We start from the raw sequence: 18,291 nt of genomic DNA, 5'->3' as shown, positions 1-18,291 counted from the left end.
TATTTTCAAGTCATTTTAAGCCTATTTCCCCTTTCAATTTTGGCCTCCCCTCCTTTCGGAGGGGCCGGGGGAGGCTTTTCTTCTTGGGTTCGGTTGGTGCTCAGGGAGGCTCCCTACATCCGCTCCGGCACCTCTATTCCCAGCAATTCCATGCCGTTTTTAATCACTTTCGCCACGTTCTGGGCCAGCACAAGACGTGTGATTCGCTCGTTTTCAGCGTCGGTATTGAGGATACTATAGTCGTGATAGAACTGGTTGAAGTCCTTGGTCAGCTCGTAACAGTAGTTGGCAATGCCGCTCGGACTGTAGTCCTTACCGGCCTGTTCAACGACTGTTGCGAACTCATTGAGCTTCTGAATGAGTTCGATTTCCTTTTCGTTGAGCGGCATTTCGGGGCTTAATGCCGTGGGAAGTGCGATGTTTTCGGCCTCAGCCTTACGCAGAATGGAACGGATACGCGCGTAGGTATATTGAATGAAAGGACCCGTATTGCCGTTGAAATCGATGCTTTCTTCGGGGTTGAAGAGCATGTTCTTACGGGCATCTACCTTGAGAATGAAGTACTTCAGCGCCCCCATTCCCACGATGCGCGCCACGTTTTGCTTCTCTTCCTCGGTCATATCCTTGAACTTTCCCAGCTCATCACTGGTCTTACGGGCGTCGTCTGTCATCGCAGCAATCAGTTCGTCGGCATCTACAACCGTTCCTTCACGGCTCTTCATCTTGCCGTTCGGCAGTTCAACCATACCGTAGGAGAAGTGCACAAGCTCCTTGCCCCACTTGAAACCAAGCCGATCAAGCAAGATTGAAAGCACTTGGAAGTGATAGTTTTGCTCGTTTCCTACGACATAAATCATCTTGTCTATCGGGAAATCCTTAAAGCGCATGTCGGCCGTTCCGATGTCTTGTGTCATGTAAACTGACGTACCATCGCTTCGAAGCAACAGCTTTTGGTCGAGCCCGTCGGCTGTCAAATCGGCCCAAACGCTATTATCCTCCTTGCGAAAGAAGAGGCCCTTGGCGAGTCCTTCCTCCACTTTTTTCTTGCCTTCGAGGTAGGTTTCCGACTCATAATAAATCTTATCGAAACCCACACCCAAGGCCTTATAGGTCTCATCGAAGCCGGCATAGACCCAGTTATTCATCTTTTCCCAAAGCGCACGCACCGCTTTGTCGCCCTGTTCCCACTTCACCAGCATCTCCCGGGCCTCTTTGATGAGGGGTGCTTCGGCCTTTGCTTTCTCCATGGCAGCGTCTTCCGAGAGGCCTTCCTGCATGTAACGGGCCTTCAATTCGTCGCATTCGGCCTTGTAATGACGGTCGAATGCCACGTAGAAATCACCTATCAAGTGGTCGCCTTTCTTGCCGGCTTGTTCGGGTGTTACACCGTTTCCCCACTTCAACCACGCCAACATCGACTTGCAAATATGAATACCTCGGTCGTTAACGATGTTCGTTTTGACCACCTTATTGCCGTTGGCTTCCATGATTTTTGCCAGCGACCAGCCCAGAAGATTGTTGCGCACGTGGCCTAAATGCAGTGGTTTATTGGTGTTGGGCGAGCTGTATTCGACCATCACCAAGGGCGAATTGTCGGTCGCTTTCCGCTCGCCGAACCTCGCTTCGGCATTGATATCATTGAGTAACCCGACCCAAGCTTCCTTGGCAACCACAAGGTTCAAGAAGCCTTTCACCACGTTGAAGGTGGCCACAGCCGTGCATTTCGCCACCAAAGCCTCGCCGATTTCCTGCGCCGTCTGCTCGGGATTCTTCTTCGAAATCTTCAGGAACGGGAAGACAACCAGTGTCAGGTTGCCCTCAAAACCGCTGCGTGTCTTTTGCAGTTGCACCATCTTGGCAGGCACTTCCTGCCCGTAAAGCTCCTTCACCACGCCGATGACAGCGTTGCATATCGCGTTTTCAATGTTCATACCGGTAATTATAATCGTTTGAATTCAGTTGCAAAAATACAACAAAAAGGAGAGATTGCAAAATAAATAAAACGTTTTAGGTGTTTTACGGGAGTGGAATAAGAAAATGACATCAATCATGTTATCGCGCAATAGAGGCGGGATTGCATGGCGAAATGGCTACGATGGAGATGTAGGGACGCACGGCTCATGCGTCCGCCCAAGCAGAGTAAGTGAACAAGTGAACGGAGTAAACAGATTGACAAGCGGGCAGTAATCGGGCTATAAACAAGCCGTTGGAGCGGACGCACAGACCGTTCGTCCCTACACGCAGTGTAACAATCAACTTGTTTCCCGGCTTACTCGTTTGCTTGTCAACTGAAACGGCAGTGGACGCACAGGCCGTGCGTCCCTACAGTTGTCCAAACAATTCTCGGTTTCAACCCTTTTGATAATCAACGACTTATGCCTTGCTTTTCAATTTCAGTCATATTACCATGCAATCTCAGCCATATTGCACGCTAAAATGACTGAGATTAGCGTGCAATATGGCTGAAATCGGATTGCAGAATGGCTGCGAGGAGATTGTAGGGACGCACGGCTCGTGCGTCCGCCCAAGCAAAGTAAGTGGACAAGTGAGCGGAGTAAACAGGTTGACAAGCGGGCAGTAATCGGGCTATAAACAGGCCGTTAGAGCGGACACACGGGCCGTGCGTCCCTACATGCGCATAAACAATCAACTTGTCTACCCGTTTACGCGTCAACTGTCAACTAAAACGTGAATGGACGCACGAGTTGTGCGTCCGTTCATACGTTTAAACGGTTTGCCACATGGGGCATGTGACGATGCAATGTCGTTACGGCTTCACGAAACGGCGGGTAAGAACACGTCCGTTGTCGGCAACCTGAATGAGATAAACGCCCGGTGCAAGGTCGGAAATCGGGAGAGCGAGGCGTGCAGGTGCGGCTGCATCGACGTGCTTCATCAGCCTTCCGTTGAGGTCGAAGAGCTTAGCCCATTGCAAACGGTTGCCTTGCAGGGTGACCATATTACCGTCGGTGGTCAGCTTGAAGCCTGAAACGGCCGCGTTTTCGATGGCGGTGGTCAGCTTCGATATGTCGATGAAGGTGTCGTCCTTGTCATAAACCTTGCCCACGGCATAGTGATTGGCCGCAGGGTCGTCGATTCCGCTGGCATTGTCCTCTATCAATACGAGCTTAACGGTGTATTTTCCTTCGGTAAACGTGGCCGGAATGCTGACCGTGAAGGGCAACAACGTGGCGTCAAAGCCCGTGAAATCGGTCTTTTGTTCGCGGCGGACTTCCATTGCCACAGTGCCGTCGGCATTGAGCAACTGGAGTTTGGCATAGCAAGTACGCTCCAATCCGCCCTTGTTTCTGACGTAGAAGTTCACTTTTTCTTCGGTTCCGGGCTTAATGCGCGCCACTGAAGGTTGCTCGGCAAGCTGGAAACCGGCATCAATATAGTCTTCTTCGGCCACGCGCACCGTGCCGTTGTTAATCTCAATCACCATTCGGGGTGCCAGTTTCATGCGGGTCCACTCGCCCCAGCTACCATCTTCTTTCTTAGGAACGCAGATGGGGAGCAGCTGATAGTAGCCGTTGCCTTGTTTGATGGCCTCGGTGAGGTCGATTTTTATCTGCTGTGGGGTGACAATCACGTTGTCGCGCTGCATCACACCATTGTCATAGGTGCCGAATACGCGCTGCGTGAACCCGCCGTTTGCATGGTCGTCGGACGGACAAGGGGTGATCAACTTGCCTTCCATGTCGTAGATTCCGACGCCGACGTCGCCTTTGAACCCTTTACCTTTATTGATAAAGTAAACCATTTCCACGGCCGGCATGTTCTGAACGCTAAAGGTTTTGGCATGACCGGTGGGCAAATTGAGGGCTCCTTCTGGCGTAAACTTCAGCTTCGGACTGTCTGCCAGCAGCGAAGGGTCTATCGGTTTCTCTCCCGATCTGTTGGGATGGGCGAGAATGGCTATCAGTCCGACTTTGAAAGTAAGCGGACGGCCGCCGAACTCACTGCCGCTCTGCGACACATCGGCTGCCGTCAGCGAGAAATAGCCGTCACTTTGACCGCCCCAACCAAAGTTCATGTGGAACAATCCACGCTCGTCCACGCCGTCGGTCACCCATGCATGGCCCGAAGAGCCCACACTATACGACCCGGCAAGGTAGACCGGATAGCCTTTGAGCAGTTCTTGGCGCACGACTTCAGTAAATCCTGCCGTTCCTTCATCAGCCCTTCTCACGAAAGCTGTCGTATAATCGAAGTTCACTTGCAGGGCGTGCTCGGCTGCTTCATTATAAGCTCCGCTCGAACCCAGGTTATATTGCGTCTTGGTGGCCATGCCGGCGTCGTTCATCAGCAGTGCCACGGCGTCTTTTTCGACGTTGGTTGAGGGGTGATGATAGTCATAGACGTTCTTCATGTGAGCCCAATCGTAGTGTGATTTGGTGAAGTCAACGTGCTTCTCTTCATCGTCCGACACCACGGTATAAGTGACTTCGCCACGTCCTTGCACCGGCCATTTGTGGTAAAACATGATTTGTGCCATCGCTGTAGCCACGCAACCGGTGTATGGATAGCCTACGATTTTGTTGTAAGGATAGATTTGATTCCACTTGGTCGTCAGCAACGGAGCTACTGTTTGCTGTGCGGAACGCGTTCGTATGGCCGGTTGTGCGGCTTCGGGTTGCTGTTGCAGCTGTACAAAACGCTCGCGATAGGCCTGCAACAAGAGCTTCACACCGGGGTTAGCATTGAGCGTATCCAACGTTCCCCCGTCGCTATAGGCAAGCAATTCGCCCATGGCATCGTCTCCGGAAACGACAACATAGCCTTTACCATGCACGTCGTTGAAGACATAAAAGGGCGACGCTTCTGCACCGTTCCCGCCTCGTGTATGCGGCACAACGGCCTTTCGGCGGTCGGGAGTGATGTATTTTCGCGCGATATCGAAAGCTTGTTTCACTGAAACCTGCTTGGCATGCACCGGCAAAAAGATTGAAAACAAGAGGGCCGAAAGCACGCATGCGAGGCGTGAAGGCTTCATGAAGCTGTTGTTTGTTGGGTTCTTTTGTTGCATTGTCCTGAATGTTTTAGTTCAATATTGTTTGTTTTTCCCTCGTTCGCAGCCTGTCTAACGGTGTGTATCGGGCCTGCGAGCCGTTCAAGGGAGTCATTTTTCGTATCCTTACAATCAACTATCACCGGTTAAAAAACATGTTCAAATGATGATAATCGCCGGCAAAGGTAGGGAAAATAGTTCATTCCGGCAATGATTTCAGCAAGTATTATCACGAAAGCCTGTGCAATCGGCTGTTTTTCCCACGTCTTTTGCTCGCCTTTCCGCTTTTTTATTTAGCTTTGTAACAGCTATAATGATTTGATGTCCCCATACAAAAAAACGTTAAACCGTGCAGTCTTTCCACACAACCCGACTCTTATTCCAAATGGATATTTCTTGTTGAAAATCGCATGATACGGATTGATGCTTGCAAAAACGGGGACAAACAGGCCCTCGGAGAACTCTATACGACTTATGCCGACAGGCTTCTTGCCGTTTGTCGGCACTATATGAAAGACGAACATGTAGCCGAAGACGCTCTGCACGACGCCTTTATCATCATCTTTACGGCCCTGCCCGACCTGAAAGACGAGGCGAAATTGGAGGGCTGGATGACCGCCATCGTGAAGAACCTCTGCTTGAAATATCTTCAAAATGCCGACAAAGACATCGTTTCCCTTTCGCAAGCTGCCATCGAAAAGCAGGAAGATAATGGCGAAGAATCACAAGAAATAGAACTTGACACCTTGCTTTCGGCCATCGAAAAGCTGCCGAATGGAAGTCGGGAAGTATTCAAACTCTCGGTGTTGGAGGGTCTTTCTCATCAAGAGATCGGGCAACTTCTCGGCATCAACCCGCACAGTTCGTCGTCGCAGTTGGCCCGTGCTAAGAAGCTGTTGCGCACATTATTGAGCGCTTATTGGAAGCTGTTCTTGCTGCCCGTGCTCATTCCGTTGTATGTTTATTTTGTGACAAGAGAGCGAAACGGCGGGATTTCGGAGGAAAAACCGGCACGGAGAAGTCTCGGTAAAGCACATCCGAAGCCAACATCCGGTCCATCAAAGCCGAGCACGGAGCCGCCCCGATACGTCACTCCCGCCTATACTGACGCCAACCTGCGCCATATAGCGGTAAAGACGACCAGCAAAACCACAGACATCTGCCCCGAAAGGGACAGCATGCACATAGCCTTCCGCACGGATTCTCTGCCGAAAAGCATGCCGAAAGACCTCGGATCGGCAGACTCACTACTCCGTCTTGCACCGCGTTTCAAAGACAAGATGATGGCATTGCACGGAAATACGGCCCCCGACATCGGCTCTCGGCGACACTATCCATGGACGTTCAATCTCGGATATGCGTCGAATGCCGACGCAAACGGGGCTGCTGCTCGACTGAACTACCTCTCCGTGGTGGACTATGCCAATGGCGGTGCCACGGCAAAGCTCCATTCTTGGGCCGATTATGAGGACTATCTGATTCGCAACAATGCACTAATGGACTCCGTGGAGCGGGCAAAACTGAGATGGATCGCACAGAACAATGCTTTTAACGGCAGTACTTTGGGCGAAAAGGCACACCATCATCGTCCGAGGACCCTCGCCCTTTCGGTCAGCAAACAGCTGAATTCGCACTGGACTTTCGGTACGGGACTGACCTACACGCGGCTGAAATCCGACTTCGAGAGCGAGTTCCACCGTGCAACCCTCCTGAAAACGCAAAGGATAAGCTATGTGGGCATACCGCTAAGGCTCACTTATCGCCTGTGGAGCAAGGGGCGTTTCTACGCCTATACGACGGGCGGTGTGACCTTCGAGATGCCGGTCTACAGTTCAATCCAAAAGAAATATGTCGTCACGGCCGACTCTTCCTACACGCTCAAAGGCAACATCAACGCCCGTTGTCAGTGGTCGTTGAACCTCGGTGTCGGCGTGCAATACAAGCTATTCCGCCCATTCAGCTTCTATTTCGAGCCCAACCTGTTCTACTATTTCGGTAATGGTAGTGGCCTCGAGACCTATCGCACGGAGCACCCGCTGATGATTTCCGTGCCCTTCGGCCTGCGATTTACGTGGTAGACGGCAAGGATTAGCAAGGAAAAAGTCATAAATCGGACGCAGTCTTTCTCCAGATTCCGACTCTTTATCATAGAAGAACCGAAAGAGAAAGATGTACACTTTTTACGACTATATTCATAATGGAATCGTTTTTGCAAACAATATATTGCGCAAACGGCACAAAAAGCTCACTTCGTTAATGATTTACGCCACGACAAGCTGTCAATCGCGCTGCAAGCACTGCTCCATTTGGAAGAAACCGACAGAACATCTGCGCCTGAAAGATATCATTGCAATCATGAATAGCAAGTGTATCACGAAGCACACCGTGGTGGGTTTGGAGGGTGGAGAGTTCATCTTGCACCCCGAAGCCGACGAGATTCTGAGCTGGTTCGATGTGCATCACCCCGAATATACACTGCTGTCGAATGGTCTTGCGGCCGAGAAAGTGATTTCTGCCGTGAGGAATCACCGGCCCAAACACCTCTATCTGTCGCTCGACGGTAACCGAAACACTTATCAAAACATGCGTGGGTGCGATGGCTACGACAAGGTGATTAAGGTGCTAAAAGCCTGCAAAGACAGTGTTCCTGTGTCGTTGATGTTCTGCCTTTCGCCGTGGAATACGTTCGAAGATATGGCATATGTGATTGATATTGCAAAGAAACAAGGGGTTGATGTACGTATCGGTATCTACAGCACCATGTCGTTCTTCGACACAACAAAAGGCTTATTGGAAGCCAATAACACCGATTTTATCCGACAAATACCGCCATCTATACACCAAACCAACGAGAACTTCGACTTCGTTGCCTTGTATGATGAGTGGAAAAACGGCCGACTGAAGCTTCGTTGTCACAGCATTTTTAACGAATTGGTGATTCATTCTAACGGTGATGTCCCGCTATGTCAGAACCTCAATGTGGCCTTGGGAAACATTCACAAGCAGTCACTTGACGAGATATTCAACGCGCGAACGAGTTGTAATATCCAATGCCGGCATTCCAAGGAGTGCAACCGTTGTTGGATAAACTACCATCGGAAGTTCGACATTATCCTGCTGAGAAACTTGGAAAGTGTGCTCCCCAAGCGCATGATAGCATGGTTTTACGGCCCATACCAATGGACAACGGACGACAAAACGACCTACAAAAAGCATTTCAAACACTTAACAACATAACGAATATGGGATATTTAGACAAACTCGTCGGCCGATACAAGCACTTGCGTAGCATGCGTGAACTCGACAAAGTCTATGCCTGTGAATATGCACTCGTGGGCTTCGGCAGTCATTGCACGGCCAATCTGCTACCCGCCATACAGTATCTTCAATTGCCGTTGAAGTATGTTTGCTGCACATCGGAGCGCAAAGCCGCGCTGATTTCAAGGAAATACGGCGGCATCAAGGGTACGACCTCTCTGCAAGACCTATTGAATGACAAATCCATTGCAGGTGTTTTCGTGGCCACCCGACCACAGTTTCATTTCCAAATTGCAAGCGAAGTCATCAAAACCGGCAAGGCTTTATTCATCGAAAAACCACCTTGTGAGACCGAAAACGAACTGAATGCGTTGACGGATAGCGCCAAACTGTATGGCCCGGCGGCTGTCGTCGTGGGTTTTCAAAGGCGGTTTGCACCCGCTACACAAATCCTTTTGAAGCGGTTGAAAAGTGAATACACACACCATTATCATTACCGCTACTTGACCGGACACTATCCTGAGGGCGATGCCCTACTCGAATTGTTTATCCATCCGCTTGATTATGTCACATTCCTTTTTGGCCAAGCCAAGGTGAAATCAGCCGAAACGATAGCTTGCAAAGGTGGCGGACAGACCTTGTTCCTTATCTTAGAACACCGAGGGGTAACGGGAATGCTTGAGCTTTCTACGGCTTATTCATGGCAACATGCCCAAGAGCGACTAAGCATCAATACGAATAAAGGCCACTATGTGCTGGACCGAATGGAGCAACTCAATTTCATTCCCTGTTCATCTTCGGTGTTCGGCGTTCCGATGGAGAAAGTCTTCCGACGCAATACGCCTGTTGTCAGCCTCTACGGTCGTAACGGTTTCGTGCCCACCATAAGCAACAATCAGCTCGTTTCGCAAGGATTCCTCTCCGAAATCGAGACTTTTGCCGACAGTGTTGAAGGTCGAAGCGAAGCAAACAATGCGTTCGGCCTTGAAAGTATCAGGCTTGTTTATGCGTTAATGGCAGAAATAAGAGCATATACAGGCAAGGAAAGAAAGAGATTTACGTTTATATAATACATTGATAACTTAATAAATCCATCATGATGAAAAAGATTTTTATTGGTCTGATAGGTCTTATCGGCTTGTCGGCATGCTCATCTGAGAACATTGTTCTTGAAGCTTTTAAGGTTTACGACATGTCGAATACGCCTTGCAAAACGGCTTTATCGAAGACAGAAACGCGGCCCGACTTCTTTGCTGCACAGTATGAACAACCCACCACACTGAATATGGAGTTGGGAAAAGACGGTGTTGCCCGGTGTAGACTTGAAGATGTAAAGGGCAACTGCGGTGTAAAAAAGATTTATGTGAACTGCGTCAATCAAGCCAATCGACTGATTCTGCTCGTGTATAACAACCCTGTCGAGGCGCCACTTGACTGCATTTGCAAATATAATGTGGATTTCAAGATGAATATAACGGCCCCCGGAAACTACGATTTGTACGTGTATTATGCACAATCCGACATGAAATACGATGAAAACGACCTTGCATACAAGGGCGAAGTCAACCTTTTTGCGGGCAAGAAAACGAGCGTGAAGCTCTATCCCGAAATGATGTTGCGGGAGAAATAAAGCCAATTTGCGAGAATGTCCGGTTATAAAATTAGCGCATAAAATTTGCAATGTGACATAAAATAAACTAACTTTGCAACGAGTTATCACCAAAAACCGGACTATAATGGACAAACTAAAGAAAGAATTTGCATCAAAGTTGCTGAAGGTGAAAGCCATCAAGCTGCAGCCAAACAATCCTTTTACATGGGCATCGGGCTGGAGTTCACCGTTCTATTGCGACAATCGCAAGACATTGTCTTATCCCGTGCTGCGCAACTACGTGAAGTTGGAGCTGGTACACAAGATATTGGAGCACTTTCCCGACGTGGAAGCCATCGCAGGTGTGGCCACTGGGGCCATTGCACAGGGCGCGTTGGTAGCCGATGCACTGAATTTGCCTTTCGTTTATGTCCGTTCCAAACCGAAAGACCACGGCTTGGAGAACCTCATAGAGGGCGAATTGAAGCCCAACATGAAAGTGGTTGTCGTGGAAGACTTGGTTTCTACCGGTGGAAGCAGCCTGAAAGCGGTAGACGCTATCCGCCGGAATGCCTGTGAGGTCATCGGTATGGTGGCCAGCTATACCTATGGCTTCCCCGTTGCCGAGGCCGCTTTCAAGAAAGCCGACGTGAAACTTGTCACGCTCACCGACTACGAACACGTGGTTGCCGAGGCTCTGTCCACGGGCTATATCGCCGAAAGCGACATTGATGTGCTGCACGAGTGGCGCAAAGACCCGGCTAATTGGAAAAAAGAGTTTTGAATGTTATTGATTGAATGTGTAATGATTTTTATGTAAAATGAGGAATGAAAGCTTCAGATTTGTGTATGAATGCAACGCTACACACCTCATTTCTCACTTCACGTTCAACATTTCTCATTAACAACAATCCTCATTCAACACTCCATAGTCCACATTATATCTCATGACAACATTTGAAAGTACAATCCGACAAATAGACTATTCGCAGCAAAGCGTATACAACTTGCTGAGCGATTTGAGCAATATCGACAGGGTAAAAGACCGCCTGCCCGCAGACAAACTCAACGGACTGACGTTCGATACCGACTCCATTGCCATCACAACGCCCATGGGTGCCGTGAAACTGCACATCATTGAGCGCGAAGAACCCAAGTGCATCAAGTTCGAAACGGCCGAAAGTCCGCTCCCATTCAACTTCTGGATACGGATTCTTCCCATGGATGAGCAACGCAGTAAGATGAAACTCACCATCAAGGCCGACCTCAATCCCTTTATCAAAGGCATGGTTTCGAAACCCTTAAAAGAAGGAATTGAGAAGATTGCCGATGCATTGCAGGCGATAAAGTATGAATGAGGACACCCACCCCAGCCCTCCCGAAGGGAGGGAGTGGTTGTTTGCGAAGGTCTATTGGGGAAGAATTTACTTGAAATATCAAAAATAATAAAGACCAAAATAGCTTACGCTAATACGTACTCCCTCCCTTCGGGAGGGTCGGGGTGGGTATTTAGGGGACCCTATATGGGGTTTAGAGGTAGGCAGTTGTGCAGAGGTTCCGCTTATGTCTAACAAACTTTGGGAAAAAAACTTTGAGGTGAACCGTGAAATCGAGCGGTTCACGGTGGGTAACGACCGCGAGATGGACCGCTATCTTGCCAAATACGATGTGCTTGGATCAATGGCCCACATCACCATGCTCGCCCATATCGGACTCTTGGAGCAGCGAGAACTGACGCCACTCTTGGCCGAACTCAAACGCATCTACGCCCTTTGCGAGGCCGGAACATTTGAGATTGAAGACGGAGTGGAGGACGTTCATTCGCAAGTGGAGCTGATGCTCACCCGCAAGTTGGGCGACATGGGCAAGAAAATTCATTCGGGACGCAGCCGAAACGACCAAGTGCTCGTCGATTTGAAGCTTTTTACGCGCCACGAACTCAAGGAAATCGTAGACCAAGTAAAACTGCTTTTCGACGAATTGATAGTGAAAAGCAACCGCTATCAAACCGTGTTGATGCCCGGTTATACGCATCTTCAGATTGCCATGCCCAGCAGTTTCGGCCTTTGGTTCGGTGCCTATGCCGAGAGTCTGACCGATGATATGCTCTTCTTGCAAGCAGCCTACCGGCTCACCAACCGTAACCCGCTGGGCTCGGCGGCCGGATATGGCTCATCGTTCCCACTTGACCGCACGATGACTACCCAACTATTGGGCTTCGATTCCATGAACTATAACGTGGTATATGCCCAAATGGGGCGCGGAAAAACGGAGCGCAATGTGGCCTTTGCCATGGCTTCCCTGGCCGGAACGCTGTCAAAACTGGCCTTTGATGCCTGTCTGTTCAACTGTCAGAACTTCGGTTTTGTCAGACTTCCCAAGGAATGTACCACCGGAAGTAGCATCATGCCGCACAAGAAGAACCCCGATGTCTTCGAGCTTATTCGGGCAAAAAGCAACAAGATTCAGGCGCTTCCGCAACAGATTATGCTGATGATGAACAACCTTCCCACAGGCTATTTTCGCGACCTTCAGGTCATCAAAGAGGTCTTTCTGCCTGCTTTCGACGAACTGAAAGACTGCCTGCAGATGACAGCCTACATCATTAACCGAATGGAAGTGAACGAAAACATCTTGGAGAACCCGATGTACGACCCGATTTTCTCGGTCGAAGAGGTCAACCGAAGGGCTGCTTCGGGCACGCCGTTCCGCGATGCTTATAAGCAAGTGGGGCTGGAAATCGAGACCGGAACCTTCAAAGCCGACCGTCATGTCCGCCATACTCACGAGGGAAGTATCGGCAATCTCTGCAACGACCGGATAGAACAACTGATGAACGAAACCCTGAAAGGCTTCCATTTTGAGCGTATGACCGAAGCCGAACGAAAGCTGTTGGAATAAAAAAATGAAGAAATGGATTTCTCTCTTGGCTGCTTTCCTGTGGCTGACCGGTTGCGGTGACGTTCAAAACGAATACAGCAACTTCCGACCTTATTTCATGTTCGAGAACAATGTCCACCAAAATCCCCGCTTGGCTGAGGCAATGACGCCCCATAGCGGTATGTTTTGCACGGTAAGATTGCAGAACACGGGCGGCATTCTCTGTTATGTGTTCACCAACAGCAACGGGCAAACCAAGGAAACGCTCCTCAACGACCGCGACAAACAGCGCACCCGGGTGCTCGGAATCAACAATGGTCTCATTGTTGGTTATGGCAATCTGAACGATCCGCCAACCTTTTATGCCTACGATTTGGAGTGTCCCAACTGCTTCAACCCCGATGTTTTCCCACTTAAAAGCAAGCCCTTACAACTCGCTTCGGGCGGCATTGCCGACTGTAACGTGTGCAAACGCCGCTATAACCTTAATGCCGGAGGACTCGTTATCAGCGGGGAACGGGGCAAACCGCTCACGCGTTACCGTGCACAAACCACGGGACCGTATGGAACACTGACCGTGAATTGATGCCAAAATACCTGTCGTTCCCTACCTTTCCCTTCATTTCGACCCACGATATTCACCCATTAGCAATCCATTATGCCCGGAATAAGCATGTAGGGACTTTGACTTTGAACATTGAAGTTTGAATATTGAACTTTGGGATTTGCTATGTTAAAAAATGATTTGCATGCTTTGAGGCATGTAGGGACGCACGGTCCGTGCGTCCGCGCAAGGAGAATCAAACACAAATGCACGATTGTTAGAGCGGACGCACAGACCGTGCGTCCCTACATGCGTGTAAACAATTAACTTGTTTACCTGTTTACGCGTCTACCGTCAGCTGAAACGCATGCGAATACCCAAGTGGATTTGAACCTATCTATGGTGTTTTGTACGTACCATCCGCCGTCGTCGGCTCCTTCTTGTATTTACTTGGCGGCACACCGTAATGCTTTTTGAAAGCCGTACTGAAGTAGTTGGCATCTGAAAGTCCTATTTTTACGGCCACATCTTGTATCGTTTCGCCCCTTTGCAGCAGTTCGGCGGCCTTTTGCATGCGCAGAATCGTGATGAAGTCTCCGGGTGATTTCCCGGTCAGGGCCTTGAGTTTCTCATACAACACGGTGCGGCTCACGGCGATTTCCCGACAAAGGGAGGTGATGTTGAAGTCGGTTTCGTGCATGTTTTCCGTGACGTATGCCATGCAACGGTCAAGGAATTGACGGTCGATTTCGTTCAGTTCGGGGTAGCTTCCCACGTTTTCAGTCCGCGAGGCGGTAGCCGTTCCATGCTCCAATCGGTACTGCTGCACGATATGTTCGCGCAGTTGCCGCTGACTGTTCATTCTGTTGCGCACTTTGGCTTTAAGCATTTCCGAGTCAAACGGCTTCGGAATGTAGTCATCGGCCCCACTGTCGAGTCCTTTCATGGCGTCTTCGCGCCCCACTTTGGCCGTAAGCAGGACGACAGGGATATGCGATGTCGCCACAGAAGTCTTGATTTTGCGACACAATATGTCGCCTTGTATCCCTGGCATCATCACATCACTGATGATAAAATCAACCATGTGCTGTTCCAAATAAGCGAGGGCGCTGTCTCCTTCGGGCATGTCAATGACCTGATAGTCAGCTTCGAAGATACGATGCAGGTAGAAACGCAGCGCATCATTATCCTCAATGATCATCAACCGCTTCCGGTTCGGGTTGCTTTCATGGTCGCACTCGCCTTCAATTGTAGCCGGTTGATGCACGGAAAAGGCCGCTTCGGGACCGTGGTCTTCATCTTTTTGAGGGGGGAGGGCAGCCGTTTCGGCGGTCAGTGGCGGCAACAATCGAAGCGACTCCCGGTGCTTGTTCTTCCTTGGAAAGACGATAAAGAAAGTCGTTCCTTTCCCTTCTGTACTGCTAAATGTGATGTCTCCCTTGTGCATTCGCATGATTTCGCGGGCAAAGGCCAGTCCTATTCCATTGCCGCTTTGGCCCGTTTCGGCCACGTTGTCGGCCCTATAGAACAGCGAAAAGAGCTTTTTCTGCGACCGTTGTGGTATGCCTATGCCCGTATCGCGCACGGCAATGACGGCCTGATGCTTGCTTTTGGAAAGCCTGATGATGATTTTTCCACCGCGACGGTTGTATTTTACGGCATTGACCACCACATTATATAATACATGGTTTATCTTTTCGCGGTTCATCCACACCCAAACTTCCTCTTCAGGAACCATCAATCGCACGCGTATTTCCTTTTCTTCGAACAGCGAGGCACAGCTTCCTGCAATCTCTTTCAGGCAGGATTTCAGGTCGCAGAGGGCCACTTTCATCTGCTTTCTTCCCGATGTATGGAGGTCCATCTTCTGAAAATCGAGCAGTTCGGTGGTGAAATGATGAAGGTCCCGTGCGCTGTTTAGGGCCAAAGACAGCAGCTTTTGGTCTTCAAGGGCAAGGCTTTGGCGTTTGTACAAGTCCCTTAGCGGGTTGATAATCAGCGTCACCGGCGTTCGTATGTCATGGGCGGTGTTGACGAAGAACTGCAGTTTGTTCTTGAAATTCTCCCTTTCGAGCCGTCCCATATAGTTGCGCCAAAGGCTGTAGAAGACCAATGAAGCGAACAGAAGATAGGCCAGCCATGCCCAAAGCGTAGTCCACCAAGGGCGCGAAATGTGTATCATCAGCCGCGCTTCACCTATCTGTTTGCCGGTATTCCGGCTGATGCTGCGCACGTGGAAGACGTAGTTTCCGGGCGGAAGGTTGGTATATCGCACGTCGGTTGCACGCGAAGGAGGAGACCAGTTGCGGTCGAAATGCTCCATACGGTAGGTATAAAGCATGTCATTTTGGTATTGAAAGGAAACCGAGGTGAATGATATCGTAAAAATGTTTTCATCGTATGCCAATCGGATATCCCTGTCCCTGAGGAGCATTCGGTTCACTTCTGCGTCACGTCGGCGGTCGTTCTTACCCGAAGGATGGGTCACGCTGAACCCGTAAATCCGCAAGGGTGCGCGGTAATGATAGTTACCGAAGTCGACAGGATTGAAGGCAATGGCCCCGTTGTTGCTTCCGTAGAGGAACCTACCGTCGGCTAATTGCGCAAAAGCGGCAGGCTTATAGTTGGCCACCTGCTCATTGAGCGTGCTCAACGAGGCGAACTTTGTGGCGGCATTCCTGCCGTATGGCATGTAGGCAAGGCCGTGATCGGTGCTCACCCACACCCTGTTTCGCTTGTCAACGGCCACAGTGTAGACGTCGTTCGAGGGCAGTCCGTCGGCCGTTGTATAGACTTTGGCATGCTTCGTCTGCAGGTTCAGGCACACAAGTCCTCCACCATCCGTGGCCAACCACAGGCTTTTGCCCATCGGAAAGATGAAGTTGATGTAGCTATTGCTCCTCACTCCGTAGCGTTTGGGATAGTCGAAGTGCCTTTGAAGTCCGTTTCCTTGCATGTCAATCGTGTAGAAACCATTGGCAGTGGCAAAGGCCAAGGTGTGCTTATCCGCCTCCGTGATGTGGTGAACGAAGTCTACCGGATAGCTACGTACGGCTCTATCGGACGACAATCTGACCAAGTCGCCCTTGTGACCGCCTATCCATAGGTTGTCCAAACGGTCTCTATAAACAGCGTATATCCTGTTCGTGGTGAGCCGGGAGTTGGCAGTTGTGAGCCTTGTCAACAGGTTTCCACCGCCGTCTATCTGCCATAATCCGAAGCCATAGCTGCCGGCCCACACGTCATTTTGGGCTCCCCTGCACAGCGTCAGGAACACCTTCCCGGGATAAAGATGCCGCCATGTGCCTGCAACGGAACGGATACTGATACCGTCGTCGGTAGCAAACCAAAGGTCGCCCCGCCCATCTTCGAGCACGGCATTCACGTGGTTGTTGACGAGACTCTGCCCGTTGCCCGACTCATGCTGCACGGTTTGATAGTGTGCCCGCAGGAGATTGCACACCGTTACGCCCTCTGTGTATTTCCCAATCCATATATTTCCGTTGCCATCGCCCAGCACATCGTAGATATCATTCGACATCAGGCGCGTGTCGGCACTGCCTTCCGTGCTCAACAGCTTCCATGCAGCGGTGCCGTTTCGCCGTGCCGCATAGACACCTTCGCCGTCTATGCCGAGCAACAACGTTTGTTTGTCATAGCCCGATATGCTTCTACAGGTCTTATCGGGCAGGTTTTCGAGACTCAATGCAGCAATGCGTCGCCCTTTCCGGCGGTCATAAAGCAACACACCTTGATGCTTTGTGCCGGCCCAGAGCAGCCCCGTCTGTCGGTCGAGAAAGACCGTTTGCACGTTGACGCCGCTGAAAATCCACCCTCCGCCACGCTTTCCTGTCTTGGGCAAACGGTACAATCCCTCGTCCGTGGCCATGTAGATGAAGGCAGAATCAAGGGCAATATCGGCGGTTTTTGCATGATGTATGCGGCTGATATGCTTCCAACCGGCACTGATTTTATAGACACCTTCCGACGTACAAGCGTAAGCCTGTGTCCCGTCCACGGTCAGACTGTAGAGATAGATGGGCCGCCGCAGCTGCTTTCCCAAGTCGGCCAGCAGGCGAAAACGGTCGGCATAGGGGTCGAAACGGAAGATTTTCCCGGCATTGGTATAGGCCGTCACGCCGCTTTCTGCCGGTTTACAGAGCCTGATCTTATGGCCCATGTCGTCTTCAATCACCCCGGTTCCGAACAAGCGGTAGTTACGTATGCGCGTTCCATCGTAGCAATCGACACCCGATTTGGTGGCTATCCACATGCGTCCCCAGCTATCACGGCACAGCGAAAACACTCTGTCGCTGCTCAATCCGCGGTCGGAAGAGAGCTGATAGCAGCGGAACATGTCGCTCCGGAGCGTGGGTCGGGCCCCCGAAACGAGTGAACATGACAAGAGAAAACACAGCAAGTATTTTTTCATTGTATTGAAACTGGTTGTCACAAAATTACGCTTTTTTTCGTAACTGCAGGCAAAAAGGAGGACTAAAAGTGGGGTTATGATGGAAAAGATGGGGCAGGAAAGGGGGCAAAGGAATGTCAATGAGAGATACTTGCTGTTGGTTTTTGACGAAAGACAAGGGAGGCAAAGACCAACATGCGCTGATGAGAACTACTTGCCTGTTGTTTTTTTGACTTACTTGACAAACCATAAGGGCGAACAAGAGCGTTTTGAGGAGCAAACCCCACCGGAATTTCGTTGTTTATCCTCTCTTTATGTTCTGCATTCCCAATACGTATATAGCAAAACGCATCGCGGTTTCGTTGTTTATAGGGCAGGGTTGACGTTGCACGTCAACCCTGTCACCGAGCAACGAGCAAGAGATCAACGCCAAGGGCGTTGCGTTTTCTTCCAATGAAAGGTTTTCCTAATTCCCAATGAAAGGTTTTTTATCGCCTAACCGCAAGCGGTATATAAAAAACACCAGAGAATAATATAAAAGGAAATAAGTCCTATTGATTTATAAAATATTCTTGGGTATTCTACGATTTTCATCA

Annotated in this window: 12 protein-coding genes; 9 read left to right on the top strand and 3 right to left on the bottom strand. The window is 50.1% G+C overall.

The window, feature by feature from the left end:
- Positions 1-113: 113 nt before the first annotated feature.
- Both argS and HMPREF9944_RS03115 read right to left on the bottom strand, forming a co-directional pair.
- Positions 114-1,931 (bottom strand): arginine--tRNA ligase, encoded by a 1,818-nt coding sequence (gene argS / locus HMPREF9944_RS03120; protein ID WP_008564393.1) that lies wholly within the window; start codon positions 1,929-1,931, stop codon positions 114-116.
- 836 nt (positions 1,932-2,767) lie between these two features.
- Positions 2,768-5,029 carry a thiol protease/hemagglutinin PrtT gene (locus HMPREF9944_RS03115; RefSeq protein WP_008564392.1) on the bottom strand — a complete coding sequence of 754 codons (2,262 nt, stop codon included), beginning with the start codon at positions 5,027-5,029 and terminating at the stop codon, positions 2,768-2,770.
- 392 nt (positions 5,030-5,421) lie between these two features.
- On the opposite strand from HMPREF9944_RS03115, the gene HMPREF9944_RS03110 reads away from it, so the two are divergent.
- The 8 genes from HMPREF9944_RS03110 to HMPREF9944_RS03075 all read left to right on the top strand — a co-directional run bounded on the left by HMPREF9944_RS03110 (position 5,422) and on the right by HMPREF9944_RS03075 (position 13,326).
- The gene (locus tag HMPREF9944_RS03110) at positions 5,422-7,089 is read left to right on the top strand and encodes a sigma-70 family RNA polymerase sigma factor (protein WP_008564391.1); all 1,668 of its coding nucleotides are present in this window, start codon (positions 5,422-5,424) and stop codon (positions 7,087-7,089) included.
- Between the two features lie 91 nt (positions 7,090-7,180).
- Complete coding sequence (locus HMPREF9944_RS03105) at positions 7,181-8,248, top strand: radical SAM protein (protein WP_008564390.1); 1,068 nt, start codon at positions 7,181-7,183, stop codon at positions 8,246-8,248.
- Between the two features lie 5 nt (positions 8,249-8,253).
- The gene (locus tag HMPREF9944_RS03100; protein WP_008564389.1) at positions 8,254-9,339 is read left to right on the top strand and encodes a Gfo/Idh/MocA family oxidoreductase; all 1,086 of its coding nucleotides are present in this window, start codon (positions 8,254-8,256) and stop codon (positions 9,337-9,339) included.
- A 29-nt stretch (positions 9,340-9,368) separates the two neighbouring features.
- The gene (locus HMPREF9944_RS03095; protein ID WP_008564388.1) at positions 9,369-9,899 is read left to right on the top strand and encodes a hypothetical protein; all 531 of its coding nucleotides are present in this window, start codon (positions 9,369-9,371) and stop codon (positions 9,897-9,899) included.
- 106 nt (positions 9,900-10,005) lie between these two features.
- Positions 10,006-10,644: an orotate phosphoribosyltransferase gene (gene pyrE / locus HMPREF9944_RS03090; protein ID WP_008564387.1), complete on the top strand. Its 639-nt coding sequence runs from the start codon at positions 10,006-10,008 to the stop codon at positions 10,642-10,644.
- 163 nt (positions 10,645-10,807) lie between these two features.
- On the top strand, positions 10,808-11,218 hold the full coding sequence (locus HMPREF9944_RS03085; protein WP_008564386.1) for a hypothetical protein: 411 nt from the start codon (positions 10,808-10,810) through the stop codon (positions 11,216-11,218).
- A 205-nt stretch (positions 11,219-11,423) separates the two neighbouring features.
- Positions 11,424-12,761, top strand: coding sequence for an argininosuccinate lyase (argH, locus tag HMPREF9944_RS03080; RefSeq protein WP_008564385.1), 1,338 nt, complete (start codon positions 11,424-11,426; stop codon positions 12,759-12,761).
- A gap of 4 nt (positions 12,762-12,765) precedes the next feature.
- On the top strand, positions 12,766-13,326 hold the full coding sequence (locus tag HMPREF9944_RS03075) for a hypothetical protein (protein WP_008564384.1): 561 nt from the start codon (positions 12,766-12,768) through the stop codon (positions 13,324-13,326).
- A 355-nt stretch (positions 13,327-13,681) separates the two neighbouring features.
- Here the strand turns inward: HMPREF9944_RS03075 and HMPREF9944_RS03070 are convergent, their stop codons facing one another.
- Positions 13,682-17,716, bottom strand: coding sequence for a hybrid sensor histidine kinase/response regulator transcription factor (locus HMPREF9944_RS03070; protein ID WP_008564383.1), 4,035 nt, complete (start codon positions 17,714-17,716; stop codon positions 13,682-13,684).
- Between the two features lie 76 nt (positions 17,717-17,792).
- On the opposite strand from HMPREF9944_RS03070, the gene HMPREF9944_RS03065 reads away from it, so the two are divergent.
- Positions 17,793-18,152, top strand: a complete 360-nt coding sequence (locus HMPREF9944_RS03065) for a hypothetical protein (RefSeq protein ID WP_044113277.1) — start codon at positions 17,793-17,795, stop codon at positions 18,150-18,152.
- The last annotated feature ends 139 nt before the right edge of the window (positions 18,153-18,291 follow it).

It is taken from the genome of Segatella maculosa OT 289 (assembly GCF_000243015.1).
In the GTDB taxonomy this organism is placed as follows: Bacteria; Bacteroidota; Bacteroidia; order Bacteroidales; family Bacteroidaceae; genus Prevotella; species Prevotella maculosa.
The sequence above is the reverse complement of the archived record's forward strand: the minus strand, read 5'-3'. Positions and strand labels throughout refer to the sequence as shown.

Coding starts and splice junctions, on each gene's coding strand:
- argS (WP_008564393.1), bottom strand. CDS start 1,931: ATGAACATTGAAAACGCGATATGCAACGCTGTCATCGGCGTGGTGAAG.
- HMPREF9944_RS03115 (WP_008564392.1), bottom strand. CDS start 5,029: ATGCAACAAAAGAACCCAACAAACAACAGCTTCATGAAGCCTTCACGC.
- HMPREF9944_RS03110 (WP_008564391.1), top strand. CDS start 5,422: ATGATACGGATTGATGCTTGCAAAAACGGGGACAAACAGGCCCTCGGA.
- HMPREF9944_RS03105 (WP_008564390.1), top strand. CDS start 7,181: ATGTACACTTTTTACGACTATATTCATAATGGAATCGTTTTTGCAAAC.
- HMPREF9944_RS03100 (WP_008564389.1), top strand. CDS start 8,254: ATGGGATATTTAGACAAACTCGTCGGCCGATACAAGCACTTGCGTAGC.
- HMPREF9944_RS03095 (WP_008564388.1), top strand. CDS start 9,369: ATGAAAAAGATTTTTATTGGTCTGATAGGTCTTATCGGCTTGTCGGCA.
- pyrE (WP_008564387.1), top strand. CDS start 10,006: ATGGACAAACTAAAGAAAGAATTTGCATCAAAGTTGCTGAAGGTGAAA.
- HMPREF9944_RS03085 (WP_008564386.1), top strand. CDS start 10,808: ATGACAACATTTGAAAGTACAATCCGACAAATAGACTATTCGCAGCAA.
- argH (WP_008564385.1), top strand. CDS start 11,424: ATGTCTAACAAACTTTGGGAAAAAAACTTTGAGGTGAACCGTGAAATC.
- HMPREF9944_RS03075 (WP_008564384.1), top strand. CDS start 12,766: ATGAAGAAATGGATTTCTCTCTTGGCTGCTTTCCTGTGGCTGACCGGT.
- HMPREF9944_RS03070 (WP_008564383.1), bottom strand. CDS start 17,716: ATGAAAAAATACTTGCTGTGTTTTCTCTTGTCATGTTCACTCGTTTCG.
- HMPREF9944_RS03065 (WP_044113277.1), top strand. CDS start 17,793: ATGATGGAAAAGATGGGGCAGGAAAGGGGGCAAAGGAATGTCAATGAG.